Source organism: Variovorax paradoxus, from assembly GCA_016806145.1.
Classification (GTDB): domain Bacteria; phylum Pseudomonadota; class Gammaproteobacteria; order Burkholderiales; family Burkholderiaceae_C; genus Variovorax.
This window is the reverse complement of record CP063167.1, coordinates 2,319,855-2,338,691: the sequence shown is the minus strand read 5'-3', so window position 1 is coordinate 2,338,691 and position 18,837 is coordinate 2,319,855. Positions and strand designations below refer to the sequence as shown.

General features: G+C 70.8%; 15 protein-coding genes. 11 read left to right on the top strand and 4 right to left on the bottom strand.

The window, feature by feature from the left end; genetic code table 11:
- Nucleotides 1–29: 29 nt before the first annotated feature.
- The gene (locus tag INQ48_41980; protein QRF61928.1) at nucleotides 30–1,205 is read right to left on the bottom strand and encodes a pyridoxal phosphate-dependent aminotransferase; all 1,176 of its coding nucleotides are present in this window, start codon (nucleotides 1,203–1,205) and stop codon (nucleotides 30–32) included.
- A gap of 203 nt (nucleotides 1,206–1,408) precedes the next feature.
- On the opposite strand from INQ48_41980, the gene INQ48_41975 reads away from it, so the two are divergent.
- The 7 genes from INQ48_41975 (at nucleotide 1,409) to INQ48_41945 (ending at nucleotide 9,543) form a co-directional block, all read left to right on the top strand.
- Nucleotides 1,409–2,881 carry a PLP-dependent aminotransferase family protein gene (locus tag INQ48_41975; GenBank protein ID QRF61927.1) on the top strand — a complete coding sequence of 491 codons (1,473 nt, stop codon included), beginning with the start codon at nucleotides 1,409–1,411 and terminating at the stop codon, nucleotides 2,879–2,881.
- 263 nt (nucleotides 2,882–3,144) lie between these two features.
- Nucleotides 3,145–3,243, top strand: coding sequence for a K(+)-transporting ATPase subunit F (gene kdpF, locus INQ48_41970; protein QRF61926.1), 99 nt, complete (start codon nucleotides 3,145–3,147; stop codon nucleotides 3,241–3,243).
- A gap of 2 nt (nucleotides 3,244–3,245) precedes the next feature.
- A complete protein-coding gene (gene kdpA / locus INQ48_41965) occupies nucleotides 3,246–5,051 on the top strand; it encodes a potassium-transporting ATPase subunit KdpA (protein QRF61925.1) in 1,806 nt (601 codons plus the stop codon).
- Nucleotides 5,052–5,061: 10 nt separating this feature from the next.
- Complete coding sequence (kdpB, locus tag INQ48_41960; GenBank protein ID QRF61924.1) at nucleotides 5,062–7,161, top strand: potassium-transporting ATPase subunit KdpB; 2,100 nt, start codon at nucleotides 5,062–5,064, stop codon at nucleotides 7,159–7,161.
- A gap of 13 nt (nucleotides 7,162–7,174) precedes the next feature.
- Nucleotides 7,175–7,789, top strand: a complete 615-nt coding sequence (gene kdpC, locus INQ48_41955) for a potassium-transporting ATPase subunit KdpC (protein QRF61923.1) — start codon at nucleotides 7,175–7,177, stop codon at nucleotides 7,787–7,789.
- A 117-nt stretch (nucleotides 7,790–7,906) separates the two neighbouring features.
- Nucleotides 7,907–8,794, top strand: a complete 888-nt coding sequence (locus tag INQ48_41950; protein ID QRF61922.1) for a hypothetical protein — start codon at nucleotides 7,907–7,909, stop codon at nucleotides 8,792–8,794.
- A 404-nt stretch (nucleotides 8,795–9,198) separates the two neighbouring features.
- Nucleotides 9,199–9,543, top strand: a complete 345-nt coding sequence (locus tag INQ48_41945) for a hypothetical protein (protein QRF61921.1) — start codon at nucleotides 9,199–9,201, stop codon at nucleotides 9,541–9,543.
- Nucleotides 9,544–9,567: 24 nt separating this feature from the next.
- Here the strand turns inward: INQ48_41945 and INQ48_41940 are convergent, their stop codons facing one another.
- Nucleotides 9,568–10,968, bottom strand: a complete 1,401-nt coding sequence (locus tag INQ48_41940; GenBank protein ID QRF61920.1) for a HAMP domain-containing protein — start codon at nucleotides 10,966–10,968, stop codon at nucleotides 9,568–9,570.
- Nucleotides 10,961–11,647 (bottom strand): response regulator transcription factor, encoded by a 687-nt coding sequence (locus tag INQ48_41935; GenBank protein QRF61919.1) that lies wholly within the window; start codon nucleotides 11,645–11,647, stop codon nucleotides 10,961–10,963. The genes INQ48_41940 and INQ48_41935 overlap by 8 nt, the downstream gene beginning before the upstream one ends.
- A gap of 120 nt (nucleotides 11,648–11,767) precedes the next feature.
- Here INQ48_41935 and INQ48_41930 point away from each other — a divergent pair, with 120 nt between their 5' ends.
- The 4 genes from INQ48_41930 to INQ48_41915 are packed head-to-tail and all read left to right on the top strand — an operon-like array spanning nucleotide 11,768 to nucleotide 17,859.
- Nucleotides 11,768–12,916: an efflux RND transporter periplasmic adaptor subunit gene (locus tag INQ48_41930; protein QRF61918.1), complete on the top strand. Its 1,149-nt coding sequence runs from the start codon at nucleotides 11,768–11,770 to the stop codon at nucleotides 12,914–12,916.
- Nucleotides 12,909–16,031, top strand: a complete 3,123-nt coding sequence (locus INQ48_41925) for an efflux RND transporter permease subunit (protein QRF61917.1) — start codon at nucleotides 12,909–12,911, stop codon at nucleotides 16,029–16,031. The genes INQ48_41930 and INQ48_41925 overlap by 8 nt, the downstream gene beginning before the upstream one ends.
- Nucleotides 16,028–17,485: an efflux transporter outer membrane subunit gene (locus INQ48_41920; GenBank protein ID QRF61916.1), complete on the top strand. Its 1,458-nt coding sequence runs from the start codon at nucleotides 16,028–16,030 to the stop codon at nucleotides 17,483–17,485. The genes INQ48_41925 and INQ48_41920 overlap by 4 nt, the downstream gene beginning before the upstream one ends.
- Complete coding sequence (locus INQ48_41915) at nucleotides 17,482–17,859, top strand: hypothetical protein (protein ID QRF61915.1); 378 nt, start codon at nucleotides 17,482–17,484, stop codon at nucleotides 17,857–17,859. The genes INQ48_41920 and INQ48_41915 overlap by 4 nt, the downstream gene beginning before the upstream one ends.
- A 19-nt stretch (nucleotides 17,860–17,878) precedes the next feature.
- On the opposite strand, the gene INQ48_41910 is transcribed toward INQ48_41915, so the two are convergent.
- Nucleotides 17,879–18,802, bottom strand: a complete 924-nt coding sequence (locus INQ48_41910) for a LysR family transcriptional regulator (protein QRF61914.1) — start codon at nucleotides 18,800–18,802, stop codon at nucleotides 17,879–17,881.
- Nucleotides 18,803–18,837 lie beyond the last annotated feature (35 nt).

The following is an 18,837-nucleotide window of genomic DNA, read 5'->3' as shown; positions in this document are numbered from 1 at the left end:
CTGTCGGTGCGTGGGTCGGTGTCGTGGGTTCATTTCGTGGCGGCGTCCAGCACCGTCGACAGGGCCGACAGCGCGGGGGCCAGGCGGTCGGGCGGCAGGTAGCCGAAGCCCAGGCGAAAGACGCGCTCGCTCTCGCCGAACCATGCGCCCGAGGCCAGTTGCAGTTCGTGCCCCGGCAGCAGTTGCCAGAAGCGCGCGACCGCGTCGTCGTCGAAGCGATCGGCGCGCAGGCGCAGGCAGCACAGCGCGCCGCCGTCCGGGCGGATCCATTCGATGCGCTCGCGCTCGGCGTCGCACCAGGCCGCCAATGCGGCAAGGCCTTCGGCGAGCAGCCGGCGGCGCGGCGCGAGCACCTGCTCGCGATGGCGCAGCAGCGCGGTGGCCAGCGCCTCGTCGAGCACCGAGCCCGAGATCACGGTGTTCAGCTTGGCCACCACGAGGCGCGCGCGCAGGTCCGCGTCGGGCACGGTGAGCCAGCCGGTGCGCAGGCCCGGCGCGCCCAGCGCCTTCGACACCGAGGCACCCGTGACGATGCGCGGATGCAGCGCGGCCAGGCTTTCGGGCACGGCCTCGTCGCCGTAGCCGGCCTCGCGGTAGGTCTCGTCGATGAAAAGGAGGGCCTGCGGCGCCTGGCTCTGCAGCAGCGCGAGCAGTTGCTCGATGACGGCGCGCGGCGTGCGCACCCCGCTGGGGTTCTGCGGCGAGGCGAGGCTCACGAGCCTGGTCCGCGGCGACAGGCTGGCCGCGATCGCGTCCAGGTCGAGCCGGTAGCCGTTCTCGAAGCGCAGCCGTACTTCGCGCACCTCGACGCCCGCGCCGAGCAGGCAGTCGCGGCTCGGCGGAAAGCAGGGCGTCACGAGCACCGCCTCGTCGCCGGGGCGGCAGACTTCGAAGGCCAGCAGGAACAGTCCGAGCGCCGTGCCCTGGGTCGTGACGATCCAATCGGCGGGCACGCCGCAGGCCCTGGCAATCTCCTCGCGCAATTCGAGCGAGCCGGCGGAGCGCCCGTAGCCCAGCTTCAGGCCGCGCAGCGTCTCGAGCCCGGCCATGTCCAGCACCTCGCCGACCGTCAGGTCCCGCGAGGTGCTCTCGGCCAGGTTGAACGGCCGGTTCACGTCGAGCAGCGAGATGATCTCGTTGTACGGAAAGCGGCCGCGCCACGCCGGCCGTGCCGCCGCGGGGGCTTCGTGTTCAAGCACTGTCATTCGTTTCCAGATGGCCCGGGTGAGAGCGTCGTCCAGGAGCCCGGGGCGCGTCGGGCAGCGTGGAAGAGGGGAACATCGGGCGATCCTAGTGACCGCCTGCGAATCGGAACAGCCACAATTTCCATCGAATCGGACCAGTACAGTTTGCGTGCCTTCGAGGGCCCCTTCGCCCACAATCGAGCCTCGTCATGCACGGGCTCCCCATGAACACAGGCACCCTCCAGCGCCGCAAGCAGCCGGCCGGCAGCGCGCCCGCACCGCATCGCTACGAGCAGCTCGCCGAGCTGATCGTCGACACGATCGACAACGGCACGCTCGCGCCCGGCGAGCGGCTGCCGTCGGTGCGCGCGGTCAGCGAGCGGCACGGCATCAGCATCTCCACGGTGCTGCAGGCCTATCGCCTGCTCGAGGACCGCGGCGTGCTGGTCGCGCGGCCGCAGTCGGGCTTCTATGTCGCGGCCACGCAGGGCGCGACGCTGGCGCTGCCCTCGGCCTCGCGCCTGCGCTCGAAGGCCTCGACCGTGTCGATCAGCGGCGCCGTCGCGGCCCTGCTCGAGCACGCATCGAATCCGGCGCTGGTGCCGCTGGGCTGCGCGGTGCCCGACGCGGCATCGCTGCAATCGCACCGGCTCGACCTCGCGCTGGCCCGCGCCGCGCGCCAGCACGGCGACCGCCACAACGTCTACGGCACGCCGCGCGGCGACCCGCGGCTGCGCCGCGAGATCTCGCGGCGCGCGATGCGCATCGGGCATGCGCTGTCGCCCGACGACGTGGTCATCACCAACGGCTGCACCGAAGCCTTCACGCTGGCGCTGAGCGCCGTCGCCAGGCCCGGCGACACCATCGCGGTCGAGTCGCCTACCTACTTCGGCTTTCTCCACACGCTCGAGGTGCTCGGCCTCAAGGCCCTGGAGCTGCCCACCGATCCCGTCGACGGCATCCACATCGAGGCCTTCGCGCGGCTGCTCGATGCCGCTCCGGTGGCGGCCTGCCTGCTGTCGTCGAGCTTCGGCAATCCGCTGGGCGTGTCGATGCCCGACGCGCGCAAGCGCGAGCTGCTGGCCCTGCTCGCGCGGCACGACGTGCCGCTGATCGAGGACGACATCTACGGCGAGATCCACTTCGCGCGCGAGCGGCCCACGCCCTTCATCGCGCTCGACGGCGGCGCGAACACCATCTATTGCAGCTCGTTCTCGAAGAGCCTCGCGCCCGGCTACCGCGTGGGCTGGATCGCGCCCGGCAGATACGCGCAGCAGGTGGTCGACCGCAAGCTCGCCTTCAGCCTCTGCAGCCCGGTGCTGCCGCAGGTCGCGCTCGCGGACTTCCTGGCCAGCGGCGCCTACGACGCCCACATGCGCCGGCTGCGCCGCGTGCTCGAACAGAACCTGCGGCACCTGACCCGCGCCATCGAGGCGGGCTTTCCGGTCGGGACGCGCGTGAGCCGGCCCACCGGCGGCTTTGCGCTGTGGCTCGAGCTGCCCCGCGGCTTCGACTCGCGCGTGCTGTTCGACGAGGCGATCGAGCACGGCATCTGCTTCGCGCCGGGCGATGTCTTCTCGGCGAGCCGGCGCTTCCGGAACTGCCTGCGCCTGAGCGCGGGCTGGACCTGGAGCGAACGGATCGAGGAGGGGGTTCGGCGCCTCGGCGCGCTGGCCCGGCGCCAGCGCCCGGCCTGAGGCGCGGTCGGCGCGGTCGGCGCACGGGGACCGCCCCCACGTTCGCGCGTCCCCGCACTCTGGTTTTTTATGGTTTTTTTACCCCCCCTTTAGAACATTTGTCCCTGTTTTTACGCACGCCTGCCGAGACTTCCTGACTTGTTTCGTTTGCAGGAGAGATGCATGGACTTCTTGTGGATTGCCGCCATCGCGGCGATGTGGGTCGTGATGGCCGAGCTGGTGGTCGGGCTGTACAAGCTCGATGCGCCCAAGGGAGAGCGGCAATGATCGGCCTCGACATCCTCTACGGATTCGCGGGGCTGGTGGCCGTGATCCTGTTCGCCTACCTCGTATTCGCGCTGATCTGCGCCGAGGAGTTCTGACCATGGCCAGCTCCGCCTGGGGCCTGCTGGCCCTGTATCTCGTCATCCTGCTGGTGCTGGCCTGGCCCATCGGCAAGTTCCTCGCCGCGCTGTGCAACGAGCGGGTGCCGCGCTGGATGCAGCGCGTCGAGGCGCCGTTCTACAAGCTCGCGGGCACGAGGCCCGAGCGCTCGATGCACTGGCGCACCTACGCCTTCGCGCTGCTCGCCTTCAATGCGATCGGCGCGCTGGTGGTCTACGGCCTGCAACGCCTGCAGGGCTGGCTGCCGTTGAATCCGGCGGGCATGGGCGCGGTGTCGCCCGACTCGGCCTTCAACACCGCCATCAGCTTCGTCTCGAACACCAACTGGCAGGGCTACGCCGGCGAGTCGACCATGAGCTACCTGACGCAGATGCTCGGGCTCACGGTGCAGAACTTCGTCTCCGGTGCCACCGGCATCGCGGTGGCGTTCGCGCTGGTGCGCGGCTTCGCGGCGCGCCGCACCGACGGCAAGGGCTTCGTCGGCAACTTCTGGGCCGACGTCACGCGCGTCACGCTGTGGGTGCTGGTGCCGCTGTCCTTCGTGCTCGCGCTGCTGCTCGCGGGCCAGGGCGTGATCCAGAACTTCGACACCTACAAGGAAGTCGCCACGCTCGAGACCACGGCCTTCCAGCAGCCGAAGAACGGTCCCGACGGCCAGCCGCTGAAGGACGAGAAGGGCCAGCCGGTGATGGAGGACGCCACCACCAAGACGCAGACGCTCGCCATGGGCCCGGTGGCTTCGCAAGAGGCCATCAAGATGCTCGGCACCAACGGCGGCGGCTTCTTCAACGCCAACTCGGCGCATCCCTACGAGAACCCGACGGCCTTCAGCAACCTGCTGGAGATGATCGCGATCTTCCTGATCCCGGCCGCGCTGTGCTTCACCTTCGGCAGCGTGGTGGGCGACATGCGCCAGGGCTGGGCCATCCTCGCCGCGATGACGGTGATGTTCGTCGTCGCGGTGGTGGTCATCACGCCCGCGGAGCAGCTCGGCAATCCCCTGTTCGGGCCGCTGGGGGTCGACCAGATATCGAGCGCGCTGCAAAGCGGCGGCAACATGGAAGGCAAGGAGGTTCGCTTCGGCATCGACGCCTCGTCGCTGTTCGCCGTGATCACCACGGCCGCCTCGTGCGGCGCGGTGAACGCGATGCACGACTCGCTCACGCCGCTCGGCGGCATGGTGCCGATGGTGCTGATGCAGCTGGGCGAGGTGGTGTTCGGCGGCGTGGGCACGGGCCTCTACAGCATGCTGATCTTCGCCATCCTGGCGGTGTTCATCGCGGGCCTGATGATCGGCCGCACGCCGGAGTACCTCGGCAAGAAGATCGAGGTCTACGAGATGAAGCTGACCTCGATCGCGATCCTCGTGACGCCGATCCTGGTGCTGGCCGGCACGGCCGTCGCCGTGGTCGCGGATGCCGGCAAGGCGGGCATCGCGAACCCGGGCGCGCACGGCTTCTCGGAGATCCTGTACGCGCTGACCTCGGCCGGCAACAACAACGGCAGCGCCTTCGCGGGCCTGTCGGCCAACACGCCCTTCTACAACGCGCTGCTGGCGGTGGCCATGTGGTTCGGCCGCTTCGGCGTGATCGTTCCCGTGCTGGCCATCGCCGGCGCGCTGGCCGCCAAGAAGCGCCTGCCGGTCACCTCGGGAACCATGCCCACGCATGGCCCGCTGTTCGTGACGCTGCTGATCGGCACCGTGCTGCTGGTGGGCTTGCTCAACTACGTGCCCTCGCTCGCGCTGGGACCGATCGTCGAGCACCTGATGCTGTGGGCAAAGTGAGGCCCGGACCATGACTACCAAAACCAACACTTCTCTTTCGCTGTTCGATGCCGAGCTGCTGCGCCCGGCGCTGTGGTCCTCGGTGGCCAAGCTGAGCCCGCGCGTGCAATGGCGCAACCCGGTGATGTTCATCGTCTACATCGGGAGCATCCTGACCACCCTGCTGTGGGTGCATGCGCTGAGCTTCCCGGGCGACACCGGCATGAAGCCCGCCTTCGTGCTGGCCGTGACCATCTGGCTGTGGTTCACCGTGCTGTTCGCGAACTTCGCCGAGGCACTGGCCGAAGGCCGCAGCAAGGCGCAGGCCGCCTCGCTGCGCAGCCTGCGCAAGGACACCTGGGCCAAGAAGCTCAAGGAGCCGTTCCACGGCGCGGCCTTCCTGCCCGAACAGGCCACCAACCTGCGCAAGGGCGACGTGGTGCTGGTCGAGTCGGGCGACGTGGTGCCGCTCGACGGCGAGGTCATCGAAGGCGTGGCCTCGGTCGACGAGAGCGCCATCACCGGCGAATCGGCACCGGTGGTGCGCGAATCGGGCGGCGACTTCTCTGCGGTGACCGGCGGCACCCGCGTGCTGTCCGACTGGCTGGTGGTGCGCATCGCGGTGAACCCGGGCGAATCCTTCCTCGACCGGATGATCTCGATGGTCGAGGCCGCCAAGCGCCAGAAGACGCCCAACGAGATCGCGCTGACCATCCTGCTGGTGGCGCTCACGCTGGTGTTCCTGGTCGTCACCGCCACGCTGCTGCCGTTCTCGGTCTTCAGCGTGGGTGTCTCCAGCGCGGGCAGCGTGGTGTCGCTGACGGCGCTCGTCGCGCTGCTGGTGTGCCTGATCCCTACCACCATCGGCGGCCTGCTGTCGGCCATCGGCGTGGCGGGCATGAGCCGCATGATGCAGGCCAACGTGATCGCGACCTCGGGCCGCGCGGTGGAAGCCGCCGGCGACGTCGACGTGCTGCTGCTCGACAAGACCGGCACCATCACGCACGGCAACCGCCAGGCGACCTCGTTCCTGCCCGCCCCGGGCGTGACCAAGGCGCGGCTCGCGCGCGCCGCGATGCTCGCATCGATGGCCGACGAGACCCCCGAGGGCCGCAGCATCGTCGAGCTCGCGCGCCGCGACGGGCTCGAGATGGCCGCCGTCGAGGGCGCGAACTTCGTGCCCTTCACCGCGCAGACCCGCATGAGCGGCGTCGACCTGCCGGCCGGGCCGAACAGCCTGAGCGTCGATCCGATCGTGCTGCGCAAGGGCGCGGTCGAGGCGGTGCGCCGCCACGTCGAGTCGCTCGGAGGCGCGATGGCGCGCGAGGTGCTGCGCGCCTCCGAGGAGGCCGCGCGCCGCGGCAGCACGCCGCTGGCGGTGGCCGAGGGCGAGCGCGTGCTCGGCATCGTCGAGCTCAAGGACATCGTGAAGACCGGCATCAAGGAGCGCTTCGCCGAGCTGCGCCGCATGGGCATCAAGACGGTGATGATCACCGGCGACAACAAGCTCACCGCCGCGGCGATCGCGGCCGAGGCCGGCGTCGACGACTTCCTGGCCGAGGCCACGCCCGAGGACAAGCTCGCGCTGATCCGCCAGTACCAGGCCGAGGGCCGGCTGGTCGCGATGACCGGCGACGGCACCAACGACGCGCCCGCGCTCGCGCAAGCCGACGTGGCGGTGGCCATGGGCAGCGGCACGCAGGCCGCGAAGGAGGCCGGCAACATGGTCGACCTGGATTCCAACCCGACCAAGCTGCTCGAGGTGGTGGAGACCGGCAAGGCGCTCCTGATGACGCGCGGCTCGCTGACCACCTTCTCGATCGCCAACGACGTGGCGAAGTACTTCGCGATCATTCCCGCGATCTTCGTGTCGACCTATCCGCAGCTGGGCGCGCTCAACGTGATGGGCCTCGCGAGCCCGTCGTCGGCGATCCTGTCGGCGGTGATCTTCAACGCGCTGGTGATCGTGTTCCTGATCCCGCTGGCGCTCAAGGGCGTGCGCTACCGGCCGGTGGGCGCCGCCGCGCTGCTGCGCCGCAACCTCGCCATCTATGGCCTGGGCGGCCTGCTCGTTCCCTTCATCGGCATCAAGTTGATCGACTGGCTGCTCGTGGCCGTCCATCTCGTCTGAGGAGTCTCCCGTCATGAACAACACCATCGACAACCCCATCGACAACGGCAGCGAAAAGGGCGGCGTCATCCGCCCGGCCCTCGTCGTCTTCGTGCTGCTGAGCGCGCTCACCGGCCTGATCTATCCGATGGCCGTCACCGGCGCCGCCAAGGCGGTGTTTCCCGCGCAGGCGGACGGCAGCCTGATCGTGCTCGACGGCACCACCGTCGGCTCGAAGCTGATCGGCCAGAACTTCAGCGATCCCAAGCACTTCTGGGGTCGTCCCTCGGCCACCGCGCCGCAGCCCTACAACGCGAGCGCCTCGGGCGGCGCGAACCAGGGCCCGCTGAACCCGGCGCTGACCGATGCGGTGAAGGCGCGCGTGGAGGCCCTGCGCGCGGCCGACCCTGGCAACACGGCACCGGTGCCGGTCGACCTCGTGACGGCCTCGGCCAGCGGGCTCGATCCCGACATCAGCCCGGCCGCGGCGCAGTACCAGGCGCCGCGCGTCGCGCGCGAGCGCGGCCTGCCGCTGGCACGGGTGCAGGCGCTGATCGACGACAACACGCAGAAGCCGCTGCTGGGCCTCCTGGGCGAATCGCGCGTCAACGTGCTCGCGTTGAACCTCGCGCTCGACAAGGCCCGTTGAACGCGCCGCCGCGCCACGGCACCACGACGAATTCTTTATGCGCGGGCCGCGTCTTTTGACGCGGCTTTTACGGGCCGACTCCTAGGCTACGCGCTCCTCCATTCCTTGATTCTTCTCATGAAAAAGATCCCCGCCCGGGCCGCTTCCACCCTCGAACGGAAGCCCGTGCTGGCGCTGTTCGCCGCACTGGCCGCATCGGGCGCCGCCTTCGCGCAGACCGCCCCGGACGCCGCCGCGGCACCCGCCGCCTCGCCGATCACGGCCAACATCTCGCTGACCACGAACTACAAGTTCCGCGGCCAGGACCAGGACATGCTCGGCAGGAACGACTACGCCAAGACCCGCGGCCTCAAGCCCGCGATCCAGGGCGGCTTCGACTACGCCTTCGGCGAGAGCGGCTTCTACGTCGGCAACTGGAACTCCAGCGTCAACTGGCTCCAGGGCAACAGCATCGAGAGCGACATCTACGGCGGCTACAAGTTCAAGGCCGGCCCGCTGGACATGGACGTCGGTGCGCTGACCTACATCTACCCCGGCAACGCCGTGGGCAACACGACCGAGCTGTACATCGGCGCCACCTACGCCAGCGAAAGCTTCGGCTCGTTCACGGCCAAGTACTCGCACACGGTGTCGAAGGACTACTTCGGCTTCGCGGGCAACAAGCTGGGCTCGGGCCTCAAGGGCACCAACACCGGCTACCTGAACCTGGCCTACAGCAAGGAGATCGCGCCCAAGCTCACCTTGAAGGCCGCGGTGGGCTACACGGCCCTGTCGAGCGACATCCGCAGGAACACGGCCTACAAGAGCTATGTCGACTACAACCTGGGCGCCACCTACGACTTCGGCGGCGGGCTCACGCTCACCGGCTCGGTGCAGGGCGCGAACCAGAAGGACGCCTACAACGCCGCGGCCGGGCCGCTCTACGACTTCGGCTTCTACACGACGCAGCAGGTCTATTCGCCGAACAAGGCGCGCTTCATCCTCACGCTGACGAAGACGCTCTGAGCCTCGAAGCAGGCGCGTCCTCGCGAACCCCATGCCCGCGGCAGGAACCCTTCGGTCCCGTGTCGCGGCATGGGTTCGCGCGCTTCGGGCCCTGCCCGACATGAGCCTGCATTGGTCCTGCTGCGGGACACCGGTGCGTGCGCCCGCGCAGGCGGACAGCACCGACCTTCTCGTGGCCCGCTGCGGCCACTGCGGAGCGCACTGGCTTCATTCGGCCGGCACCGATCGCTGGGAGCCGCTGTGCTTCGGCGATCGCGTCGCGCCGCCTCCGGATGCATGAGGCGCATCGGCCGCTGCCGCATTCATTTTTACGCCGCGTTTCCAGCGCGCCCCGCATTGTTTACACCGTTTTCACACGCCGCTTCCGATACTGGAGCCCTGTTCATTTCCATTGCAGGAGCTTCATGGCATACGCCGCTTATCGGGAATACGCAGGCACCGTGCGTGCCAGGCGCGAGACCACCTTCAAGGTGCTCGATGTCACGGTGCCATCGGTCGACGCCTGCCGCGTCCGGCGCGGCATCGCGGCCTGCCCGGGCGCCGGCGTGCTGCGCTGCGAACCCCTGATCCGCGTCAATGCCGCCTGCGCCAGCGCCGCGCCGCGCGCCCGCCTGATGATCCGGCTGCCGCTCGAGAGCTATGCCGCCGTCATGCACTGCCTGCTCGAATGCGCGCCCGATGGCGAGATCGGCCATCTCGCGAGCTGGGGCGAGCATCTTCGACGCTACGGCATCGCCAACGGCGGCTGAGCGTATTCGCCGCGCGCCGACGGCTCAGTCCGCGCGCGGCAGCCGCAACGCGAACACGGCACCGCCGCCGATCGCGTTGCCGGCCTCGACGCGCCCGCCGCAGGAGGCCGCGATGGCCTGGGAGATCGCGAGTCCCAGGCCGACCCCGGGGATGTGTTCGGAACGCGTGTTCGCCCCGCGGTGGAAGCGTTCGAACAGATGCGGGATCTCGTCCTGGCGGATGCCGGCACCGGCATCGATCACGCGCACGACGGCGCTTCGACCCTCGCTCGCCATCTCCACCCGCACTTGCCCGCCCGGCGGCGAGAACTTGACGGCGTTGTCCAGCAGGTTGGCCAGCACCAGGCTCACGGCGCCGCGGGCCGCCGTGGCCTCGACCGGCGCGCCGGGCACCACGACGATCTCGATCCGGCGCTCGCGCGCCGATGGGTGCAGCCGCCGCACCGCGTCCTCCACCAGTTCGCCGAGCGCGATCGCCTCCACCGAGCCGCGCTCCTGCCCGGCGTCGATGCGCGCCAGCGTCAGCAGTTCCTCCACCAGCAGCGTGAGGCGCTCGACCTCTTCCATGCTCGACCGCAGAGCCGCGACGTAGTCGGCCGGATCGCGCGGCCTGCGCAGCGCGAGCTCGAGCTCGGTGCGCAGGCGCGAGAGCGGCGAGCGCAGCTCGTGCGAGGCATCGGCGGTGAAGCGGCGCTGGGCCTCGAAGCCCTGCTCGAGGCGCGACAGCATCTCGTTGAGCGTGTCCACGAGGCGGCCGATCTCGTCGCGCGTGCCCGGATGCGGCAGCCGCTCGCTCAGGCGGGTACCGCCGATCTGGTGGGCCTGTCGCACCACCTCGTCGATGGCCCGGAACGCGCCGCGCGTCAGCCACGCGCCCGCGGCGCCGATGGTCAGCAGCAGCGCGAAGCCCATGACGACGAACAGCAGGCTCGCGGAGTCGACGACATGGTTGACGTCGTCCAGCGAGCCGGCGACCTGCACCGCGAGCACGGGGCCATGGCCCTGCACCGGCACCGACACCATGCGCACCGGCTCCTCGCCGAAGCTGTCGAGGGTCTGGAAGACGGTCTCGCCGGCCGCGAGGCGCTCCCGCAGCGCGGCCGCCGCCGGCAGCGTGGCCTCGCCCAGGTTCGCGCTGCGCGCCATCGCGTGGCCGTCGGCGTCGATGATCTGCACCAGCCGGTCGAGGCGCACCAGCGAGGGCGGGGCCGTCGATTCGCGCGAGTAGTCGTGCACGGCCACCGAAGGTCCCGCAGCGGCCGGCAGCATGGCGAGCTCGGTCTCGGCCAGCGCGAGCAGCGCCGCATCGAGCTGGCCGTGCACCGCGCGCGCCAGGCTCCAGTGGGCACCGGCGGCGGCCAGCGCCACCACCAGCACGATGGCGCCCATGTAGGCCAGCGCCAGCCGCGCGCGCAGGCTAAGCATCGCCGCTTTCGGGGGGCGCCAGCCGGAAGCCGCGGCCGCGCACGGTCTGGATCAGCGGCGGCTGGCCCGGCGCATCGACCTTGCGGCGCAGGTTGCCCATGTGCACGTCGATCAGGTTGTCGATCGCGATCAGGTCGTCCTTCCACACCTGCTCGGCCAGGCGCGCGCGGCTCACCAGCGCGCCGGCATGCCGCAGCAGGATGTGCAGGATCGCGTACTCTTTGCGCGTGAGCTCCAGCACCTGCTCGCCGCGCGTGACGCGCTGGCTGCCCGGCTCGAGCCGCAGGTCGGCCACGGCCAGCACCGCGGGGCGCGTCAGCTCGGAGCGGCGCAGCAGGGCGCGCGAGCGGGCCAGCAGCTCCTCGAAGGCGAAGGGCTTGGTGAGGTAGTCGTCGGCGCCGGTGTCGAGGCCCATCACGCGGTCGGCGAGCGCGTCGCGCGCGGTGAGCATCAGGATCGGCACCTGCATGCCGCGCGCGCGCAGCTCGCGGCAGACCGAGAGGCCGTCCTTGCCAGGCAGAAACCAGTCGAGCACGATCAGGTCGTAGCCGGTGACGAAGGCTAGCTCGTCGCCTTCCTCGGCCGAATGAGCGACGTCCACCTGGAAACCCTCTTCCCCGAAGGCGCGGGCCAGCAGGCGCGCGGCCTTGCGGTCGTCCTCGATCAGCAGAATCCTCATGCCCGCGATTTTCCTCGAAGGGCCCCGCCGCGCACCTGAAGAAGTCTTCAGGCTTTCTTGGGACTTTTTTCAGGCGCTCCTGCCTACGCTGCGCGCTTCACCGACAGGCGGGAGGAAGCCATGAACATCGAAAAAAGCATCGGGCGCTGGCGCCTGGCGGTCTCACTGCTGGGCGCCGCGGCACTGGCCGGCGGCGCGTGGTGGCTGTGGCCGAGGAATGCCGCCGCGGCGGCACCCGCGGCGGTTGCCGTGCTGCAACGCGTGCAAGGCCAGGTGGTGGTGCCCGAGGGCTCGCCGCTGCGGCGCACGCTGCGGGTCGAGCCCGTGGCCGAGCAGCAGGTGCGCGCCGCGTTCTCGCTGCCGGCCGTGGTCGAGGCCGACCCGTCCCGGCTGGTCAAGATCCTGTCGCCGGTGGCGGGCCGCATCCAGAGCCTGGACAAGGTGCTGGGCGACGCCGTGAAGCGCGGCGACGCGCTCGCCGGCGTGGACGCGCCCGACCTGATGCAGGCGCGCAGCGACGCGCAGAAGGCGCGCTCCGCGCTGGTGCTGGCGCGCCAGGCGCTCGCGCGCCAGCGCGAACTCGCGGGCTCGGAGATCGCCTCCCGGCGCGACGTGGAACAGGCCGAGAACGACGCCACGCAGGCCGCCAGCGAGCTGGCACGCGCCGAGGCCAGGCTGTCCCAGTTCGGTGCCGCCACGTCCAGCGCGGCCCAGGGCACGGTGCTGAGCCTGCGCTCACCGATCGCCGGCCGGGTGGTCGAGCTCAACGCGGCGCGCGGCGCCTACTGGAACGACACCAACGCCTCGCTGATGACGGTCGCGGACCTGAGCTCGGTCTACGTGAGCGCCAGCGTGGACGAGAAAGACCTGGGCGCGGTCTTCGTCGGCCAGGAGGCCACGGTGCTGTTCGACGCCTATCCGGGCGCGCCGATGAAGGCGCGGGTGCGCTACGTCGGCGAGCTGCTCGATCCCGACACCCGCAAGCTCAAGGTGCGCCTGCTGTTCGACAACCGCGACGGCCGGCTGCGGCCCGGCATGTTCGCCAGGGCGACCTTCCTCGCCCGGCCCCATGGCGGCCTGCTGCTGCCCGCGGCCGCGGTCGTGCATGCCGGTTTCGACGACCGGGTCTTCGTCGAGTCGGCGCCCTGGCGCTTCGAGCCGCGCGTGGTGCGGCTCGGCGTCCGGCAGGGCGAGCAGGTCGAGGTGGTGTCGGGGCTGAAGGCCGGCGAGCGCGTGGTCCAGCGCGATGGAGTGCTGCTCGATGATTGAGAAGATCGTCACCGTCTGCCTGCAGCGGCGCGGGATCGTCTGGCTGGTGTTCGCGCTGGCCGCGCTCTACGGCGTCTACTGCTGGAAGCAGCTGCCGCTGGAGGCCTATCCCGACATCGCCGACACCACCTCGCAGGTGGTCACGCAGGTGCCGGGCCTCGCGGCCGAGGAGGTGGAGAAGCAGATCACCATCCCGCTCGAGCGCGAGATCATGGGCACGCCGGGCATGTACGTGATGCGCTCGAAGAGCACCTTCGGCCTGTCGCTGATCACCGTGGTGTTCCAGGACGGCGCCGAGGACTACTGGTCGCGCCAGCGGCTGCAGGAGCGCATCGCGGGCGTCGCGCTGCCCTACGGCGCGCAGCCGGGGCTGGACGCGCTGACCTCGCCGATCGGCGAGATCTACCGCTACACGCTGGAGTCGAAGACGCGCGACCTGCGCGAGCTGTCGGAGCTGCAGTCGTGGCAGGTGATCCCGCGCCTCAAGCAGGTGGCCGGCGTGGCCGACGTCGCCAACTTCGGCGGCCTCACGACCCAGTTCCAGCTCGAGCTCGATCCCGTGCGGCTCAGCAAGTACAACGTCACGCTGGGCCAGATCACGCAGGCCATCAACGCCAACAACGCGAGCGCGGGCGGCAGCGTGCTCGACCGCGGCCAGCAGGGTTTCGTGGTGCGCGGCGTGGGGCTGATCGGCGGCCTGGACGACCTCGGCAACATCGTCGTCACGCAGAAGGGCGGCGTGCCGGTGCTGCTGAAGGACCTGTGCGAGGTCAGGCTCGGCCACAAGGAGCGCCACGGCATCCTCGGCAAGGACGACAACCCCGACACGATCTCGGGCATCACGCTGCTGCTCAAGCACGAGAACCCCTCGCGCGTGCTCGAGGGCGTGCACGAGGCGGTGCGCGATTTCAACGAGAACATCCTGCCCAAGGACGTGAAGGTGGTGCCCTACCTGGACCGCTCCAACCTCGTGAGCGCCACCGTGCACACCGTCGGCAGGACGCTGGTCGAGGGCATGGCGCTGGTCACGCTGGTGCTGCTGCTGTTCCTGGGCAGCCCGCGCGCGGCGCTGATCGTGGCGATCACCATTCCGCTGTCGCTGCTGAGCGCCTTCATCTTCATGCACCACCTGCAGGTGCCGGCCAACCTGCTGTCGCTGGGCGCGATCGATTTCGGCATCGTGGTCGACGCCGCGATCGTCGTGATGGAGAACATCCTGCGGCGGCGCGAGGCGCTCGAGGGCCGCCCGCTGACGCCGCGCGAGGTGCTGCGCGCCACGCTGCAGGTGACGCGGCCGATCTTCTTCGGCATGGTGGTCATCATCACCGCCTACACGCCGCTGTTCGCGTTCCAGCGCATCGAATACAAGCTGTTCTCGCCCATGGCCTACGCCATCGGGTTCGCGCTGCTCGGCGCGCTGACGGTCGGGCTGCTGCTGATTCCCGGCCTGGCCTACCTGGCCTACCGCAAGCCGCGCCGGCTGTTCCGCAACCCGGTGCTCGAGTGGCTCGGCGCGCTGTACGAGCGGCTGCTCGAGCGCGTGGTGGGCCGGCGCCTGCTGACGCTCGCGGCCTTCGCCTTCGCGCTGGCCTGCGTCTTCGGCTTCGGCTCCACCATCGGCCGCGATTTCCTGCCCTACCTCGACGAGGGCTCGATCTGGCTGCAGGTGACGCTGCCGCCGGGCATCTCCTTCGACAAGGCGACGCAGATGTCGAACGAGCTGCGGCGCGCGACGCGCGAGTTCGACGAGGTTTCGTACGTGGTCACCCAGCTGGGCCGCAACGACGACGGCACCGACCCGTGGACGCCGTCGCACATCGAGGTCAGCGTGGGCCTGCATCCCGAGGCGAGCTGGAAGTCGGGCCTGAGCAAGCACGAGCTGATCGAGAAGATGGCCGCGCGCTATGCGCAGCTGCCGGGCACGCACGTGGGCTTCACCCAGCCGATGATCGACGGCGTGCTCGACAAGCTGGCCGGCGCGCACAGCGACCTGGTGGTGAAGATCTACGGCAACGACTTCGCGGAGACGCGGCGCATCGCCGGCGAGGTCGAGCGCACGCTGGAGAGCGTGCCCGGCGCGGCCGACGTGATCATCGACCAGGAGCCGCCGCTGCCGCAGGTGCGCATCGAGGTCGACCGCGCCGCGGCCGCGCGCTACGGCATCAACGTCGCCGACATCGCCGACCTGATCGGCACCGGCATCGGCGGCGCGCCGGTGGCGCAGATGTTCGTGGAGGAGCGCCGCTACGACATCGCCGTGCGCTTCGCGGCCGGCGCGCGCGGAGACCCCGAGGCCATCGGCCGGCTGGTGCTGAGCGCGCCGGGCGGCGCGCGCATCCCGCTGGCGCAGGTGGCCTCGATCCGCCTGGACACCGGCGAGAGCACGATCACGCGCGAGATGGGCAAGCGCCATCTCACAGTGCGGCTCGACCTGCGCGGGCGCGACCTGGCCTCGTTCCTCGAGGAGGCCAAGGCCCGGATCGAATCCGGCGTGCGCTACGACCACACGCGCTTCCAGCTCGCCTGGGGCGGCCAGTTCGAGAACCAGCAGCGCGCGCAGGCCCGGCTGATGCTGATCATGCCGATGGTGCTGGTGCTGATGTTCGTGCTGCTGTTCGCGCAGTTCCGCAACCTCTGGCAGCCCACCATGATCCTGCTGTCGGTGCCGCTCGGCGCCCTCGGCGGCCTGGTCGCGCTGCACCTGCGCGACATGACGCTCAACGTGTCGAGCGCCGTCGGCTTCATCGCGCTGTTCGGGGTGGCCGTGATGAACGGGATCATCATGGTCTCCAACCTGAACCGGCTGCGCAGCGAGGAGGGCCTGCCGCTGAAGGAGGCCGTGATCCGCGGCGCGCGCGAGCGCTTCCGCCCGGTGCTGATGACGGCCACCGTCGCCGCGCTGGGGCTGCTGCCGGCCGCGCTGGCCCATGGCCTGGGCAGCGACGTGCAGCGCCCGCTCGCGACCGTGGTGGTCGGCGGGCTGGTCACCGCCACCGGCCTGACGCTGGTGTGGCTGCCGGCCCTGTACTACCTGGTCGAGCGCTGGCTCGAAGGCCGGGCCCATCGCCACGAGTCGACCCCTGCCGCGATGCCGGCGAAGGAGCAGAACGCATGAGGAAGACACCGCTTCTGTGCATGGCCGCGGCCGCCTGGGTGCTCGGCGGCTGCGCCGTGGGCCCGGACCACCAGCGTCCGCCCGCGCCCGCGACGGCGCGCTACACGGCCGATCCGCTGCCGCCGACGGCCCCTGGCGCGGACCAGCGCCTGGTCGAGTCGCGCGACATCCCGGCCGACTGGTGGACGCTCTTTCGCAGCGATGCGCTCGACGCGCTGATCGTCGAGGCGCTCGCGGCCAACCCGGACCTGCGCGGCGCCGAGGCGGCATTGCGCGGCGCGCGCGAGAACGTGCTGGCGCAGAAGGGCGCCTTCTTCCCGAGCGCCGAGCTGCAGCTCAACCCGACCCGGCAATCGGTGGCGCCGGCGCTCTCGAGCCCGCTGGCCTCGGGCAGCAACCTCTACGCGCTGCACACGGCGCAGCTGAGCATCGGCTACGCACCCGACGTGTTCGGCGGCAACCGGCGGCAGGTCGAATCGCTGCAGGCGCAGGCCGATGCCCAGCGCTTCCAGCTCGAGGCGGCTCACCTGAGCCTGGCCAGCAACGTCGCCGTGGCGGTCATCCAGTTGGCCTCGCTGCAGACACAGGTCCGCACGACGCACGAGCTGATCGACCTGTCGACGCGCCAGCTCGCGCTGTTCCGCCGGCAGCAGGCGCTGGGCCAGATCGGCGCGGCCGATGTCGCGGCGCAGGAGGCGGCGATCGCGCAGGCGCAGGCCGGCCTGCCGCCGCTGGAGAAGCAGCTCGCGCAGCAGCGCAACCAGCTGGCGATCCTGCTGGGCCGCCTGCCGAGCGAGGCGCCGGCCATCGCCTTCGAGCTCGACGCGCTGCGGCTGCCGCCCGAGATACCGCTGAGCCTGCCCTCGCGCCTGGTCGAGCAGCGGCCCGACATCCGCATCGCCGAGGAGCAGCTGCACGCGGCCAGCGCCCAGGTCGGCGTGGCGGTGGCCAACCGGCTGCCGAGCATCGGCCTGACGGCGTCCGTGGGCAGTTCCGCCTTGCGCTTCTCGGAGCTGATCGGGCCCGGCACCGCCTTCTGGAGCGTGGGCGCGAACCTGCTGCAACCGGTGTTCGACGGCGGCACGCTGCTGCACCGGCAACGCGCGGCGCAGGCCGCCTATGAACAGGCCGGCGCGAGCTACCGCAGCACCGTGCTGGGCGCCTTCCAGAACGTCGCCGACAGCCTGGGCGCCATCCAGTCGGACGCCCGCGCGCTGGACGCGTTGACCCTGGCCGAACGCGCCGCGCGCCGCAGCCTGGAGATCGCGCGCAAGCAGCAGGCCGCGGGCGCCGCCGGCTCGCTCGCCGTGCTCGGCGCCGAGCAGGCCCATGCGCAGGCGGCGCTCGCGCGCGTGCAGGCCCAGGCCAGCCGGCTGACCGACACCGTCGCGCTGTTCCAGGCGCTGGGCGGCGGCTGGTGGAACCGCGACGACGTCGCGGTGAACACGCCATGACGCGATACCTCGGCTTGCTGAGTCTGGCCGTGCTGCTGGCCCTGGGGGGCGGCTGCGCCGCCGTGCCCGGCGTCCCCGACGACTGGCACCTCTACGGCGCGGGCTGGCGCATCGGCTACGTCGTCGAGATGGGACCCGGCAGCGCCATCACCGCGGAAGCCGACAGCGACTGCCGCCTCGATGCCGGCGTGCGGGCGCGCGCCGAGCAGCGCTTCGCCGTCGTCCTGTACGCGGGCCGCCCGGCGCTGCTGCGGCAGAGGATCATGCCGGTGCCCGCGGACTCGCCGATCGCCGTCCACGGCTGGGTCAGCCTCAACATCGAGAACTGCGACGATCCGCTGATCCCGCAGCCGGCGCCGCATCGGCACGCCTGAGGAGAAGCGGCGTCGCGCTTCACCACGCCGGCGCGCGGCGACCCTCTTCGGCCAGGAACTCCACCAGCGTCGGCAGCGAGCTGTCCATGGGCCGGTTGGCGCGCACCCGCATCACGTAGCCCCATGAGCCGGCCATGCGCAGGCCCGGCGTCAGCGCCACCAGCCGGCCGCGCGCCAGTTCCTCGTCGACCAGCGGCGCGCGGCCCAGCGCGATGCCCACGCCCGCGGCGGCGGCCGCCACCACGGTGCTCAGGCCGCTGAGCAGCAGCGGTTCCTGGCCCGCGCCGTCGGGCAGGCCCAGCCGGGGGCGCCAGGTGCGCCAGTCGGTCTCGGGGCTGTCGATGTGCTTCTCCTCGAGCCAGCGGTGGCGCGCGAACACGCGCGGGTCGTCGCGCTCGGCGGGCGCGACCAGCGAAGGGCTGCACACCGGCACCACGGTCTCGGTCATCAGCGGGATGTCGCCCGGTGCCGCGAGGTGCGGGCCCAGCGCGCGCACGTGCAGGAATGCGAGGTCGATGTCCTGCGCGTCCCATGCGGGGTCCTGGCTGGCGTGCAGGAACAGCTGGATGTCGATGTCGGGATGCAGCTCGATGAAGCGCCCGATCCGCGGCGCCAGCCACAGCGCCGCGAGCGACGGGTTGGCCGAGATGTTGAGGCTGTTGCGCCGCCGGCCATGGGCACCGGCGCGCGTGTCGCGGCAGGCGGTCTCGAGCAGGGTCAAGGCCTGTTGCACCGACACCAGCAGCGCGGCGCCGGCCTCGGTGGTGCGCGCGCGGCGCACCGTGCCGCCGCGATGCAGCAGGGTCACGCCGAGGTCTTCCTCGAGCGCGCGCAGCTGGTGGCTGATGGCGCTCTTCGTGACATGGAGTTCGGACGCGGCGCGGCTCAGGCTGCCCAGGCGGGCAACGGCTTCGAAGGCGCGCAAGGCAGCCAGTGGTGGCATGGGGCAGGGTGGAGCGGCAAAGGGTGCAATCTATC

Coding starts and splice junctions, on each gene's coding strand:
- kdpC (QRF61923.1), top strand. CDS start 7,175: ATGAACAACACCATCGACAACCCCATCGACAACGGCAGCGAAAAGGGC.
- INQ48_41915 (QRF61915.1), top strand. CDS start 17,482: ATGACGCGATACCTCGGCTTGCTGAGTCTGGCCGTGCTGCTGGCCCTG.
- INQ48_41910 (QRF61914.1), bottom strand. CDS start 18,802: ATGCCACCACTGGCTGCCTTGCGCGCCTTCGAAGCCGTTGCCCGCCTG.
- kdpF (QRF61926.1), top strand. CDS start 3,145: ATGATCGGCCTCGACATCCTCTACGGATTCGCGGGGCTGGTGGCCGTG.
- INQ48_41925 (QRF61917.1), top strand. CDS start 12,909: ATGATTGAGAAGATCGTCACCGTCTGCCTGCAGCGGCGCGGGATCGTC.
- INQ48_41940 (QRF61920.1), bottom strand. CDS start 10,968: ATGCTTAGCCTGCGCGCGCGGCTGGCGCTGGCCTACATGGGCGCCATC.
- INQ48_41935 (QRF61919.1), bottom strand. CDS start 11,647: ATGAGGATTCTGCTGATCGAGGACGACCGCAAGGCCGCGCGCCTGCTG.
- INQ48_41980 (QRF61928.1), bottom strand. CDS start 1,205: ATGACAGTGCTTGAACACGAAGCCCCCGCGGCGGCACGGCCGGCGTGG.
- kdpB (QRF61924.1), top strand. CDS start 5,062: ATGACTACCAAAACCAACACTTCTCTTTCGCTGTTCGATGCCGAGCTG.
- INQ48_41930 (QRF61918.1), top strand. CDS start 11,768: ATGAACATCGAAAAAAGCATCGGGCGCTGGCGCCTGGCGGTCTCACTG.
- INQ48_41945 (QRF61921.1), top strand. CDS start 9,199: ATGGCATACGCCGCTTATCGGGAATACGCAGGCACCGTGCGTGCCAGG.
- INQ48_41975 (QRF61927.1), top strand. CDS start 1,409: ATGAACACAGGCACCCTCCAGCGCCGCAAGCAGCCGGCCGGCAGCGCG.
- INQ48_41920 (QRF61916.1), top strand. CDS start 16,028: ATGAGGAAGACACCGCTTCTGTGCATGGCCGCGGCCGCCTGGGTGCTC.
- kdpA (QRF61925.1), top strand. CDS start 3,246: ATGGCCAGCTCCGCCTGGGGCCTGCTGGCCCTGTATCTCGTCATCCTG.
- INQ48_41950 (QRF61922.1), top strand. CDS start 7,907: ATGAAAAAGATCCCCGCCCGGGCCGCTTCCACCCTCGAACGGAAGCCC.